Here is a 2078-nt window from a genome sequence, read left to right as displayed (position 1 = left end):
AGACAGCCAGGATGTTGGCTTAGAAGCAGCCATCATTTAAAGAAAGCGTAATAGCTCACTGGTCGAGTCGGCCTGCGCGGAAGATGTAACGGGGCTAAACCATGCACCGAAGCTGCGGCAGCGACGCTTATGCGTTGTTGGGTAGGGGAGCGTTCTGTAAGCCTGTGAAGGTGTACTGTGAGGTATGCTGGAGGTATCAGAAGTGCGAATGCTGACATAAGTAACGATAAAGCGGGTGAAAAGCCCGCTCGCCGGAAGACCAAGGGTTCCTGTCCAACGTTAATCGGGGCAGGGTGAGTCGACCCCTAAGGCGAGGCCGAAAGGCGTAGTCGATGGGAAACAGGTTAATATTCCTGTACTTGGTGTTACTGCGAAGGGGGGACGGAGAAGGCTATGTTGGCCGGGCGACGGTTGTCCCGGTTTAAGCGTGTAGGCTGGTTTTCCAGGCAAATCCGGAAAATTAAGGCCGAGGCGTGATGACGAGGCACTACGGTGCTGAAGCAACAAATGCCCTGCTTCCAGGAAAAGCCTCTAAGCATCAGGTAACATCAAATCGTACCCCAAACCGACACAGGTGGTCAGGTAGAGAATACCAAGGCGCTTGAGAGAACTCGGGTGAAGGAACTAGGCAAAATGGTGCCGTAACTTCGGGAGAAGGCACGCTGATACGTAGGTGAAGCGACTTGCTCGTGGAGCTGAAATCAGTCGAAGATACCAGCTGGCTGCAACTGTTTATTAAAAACACAGCACTGTGCAAACACGAAAGTGGACGTATACGGTGTGACGCCTGCCCGGTGCCGGAAGGTTAATTGATGGGGTTAGCGCAAGCGAAGCTCTTGATCGAAGCCCCGGTAAACGGCGGCCGTAACTATAACGGTCCTAAGGTAGCGAAATTCCTTGTCGGGTAAGTTCCGACCTGCACGAATGGCGTAATGATGGCCAGGCTGTCTCCACCCGAGACTCAGTGAAATTGAACTCGCTGTGAAGATGCAGTGTACCCGCGGCAAGACGGAAAGACCCCGTGAACCTTTACTATAGCTTGACACTGAACATTGAGCCTTGATGTGTAGGATAGGTGGGAGGCTTTGAAGTGTGGACGCCAGTCTGCATGGAGCCGACCTTGAAATACCACCCTTTAATGTTTGATGTTCTAACGTGGACCCGTGATCCGGGTTGCGGACAGTGTCTGGTGGGTAGTTTGACTGGGGCGGTCTCCTCCTAAAGAGTAACGGAGGAGCACGAAGGTTGGCTAATCCTGGTCGGACATCAGGAGGTTAGTGCAATGGCATAAGCCAGCTTGACTGCGAGCGTGACGGCGCGAGCAGGTGCGAAAGCAGGTCATAGTGATCCGGTGGTTCTGAATGGAAGGGCCATCGCTCAACGGATAAAAGGTACTCCGGGGATAACAGGCTGATACCGCCCAAGAGTTCATATCGACGGCGGTGTTTGGCACCTCGATGTCGGCTCATCACATCCTGGGGCTGAAGTAGGTCCCAAGGGTATGGCTGTTCGCCATTTAAAGTGGTACGCGAGCTGGGTTTAGAACGTCGTGAGACAGTTCGGTCCCTATCTGCCGTGGGCGCTGGAGAACTGAGGGGGGCTGCTCCTAGTACGAGAGGACCGGAGTGGACGCATCACTGGTGTTCGGGTTGTCATGCCAATGGCACTGCCCGGTAGCTAAATGCGGAAGAGATAAGTGCTGAAAGCATCTAAGCACGAAACTTGCCCCGAGATGAGTTCTCCCTGACCCTTTAAGGGTCCTGAAGGAACGTTGAAGACGACGACGTTGATAGGCCGGGTGTGTAAGCGCAGCGATGCGTTGAGCTAACCGGTACTAATGAACCGTGAGGCTTAACCTTACAACGCCGAAGATGTTTTGGCGGATTGAGAGAAGATTTTCAGCCTGATACAGATTAAATCAGAACGCAGAAGCGGTCTGATAAAACAGAATTAGCCTGGCGGCCGTAGCGCGGTGGTCCCACCTGACCCCATGCCGAACTCAGAAGTGAAACGCCGTAGCGCCGATGGTAGTGTGGGGTCTCCCCATGCGAGAGTAGGGAACTGCCAGGCATCAAATT

General features: G+C 53.6%; 2 rRNA genes. Both read left to right on the top strand.

The annotated features are described in order from the left end of the window. Positions 1-1859: ribosomal RNA gene (locus tag ACUU1M_RS19925) — 23S ribosomal RNA — on the top strand; the annotation flags it as partial. Positions 1860-1954: 95 nt separating this feature from the next. Next, positions 1955-2070 (top strand): 5S ribosomal RNA (rrf, locus tag ACUU1M_RS19920). The last annotated feature ends 8 nt before the right edge of the window (positions 2071-2078 follow it).

This window comes from Shigella sp. SIG6, from assembly GCF_053555815.1.
Note: the sequence above shows the minus strand (reverse complement) of the source record. Positions and strands in the feature narration are given on the sequence as shown.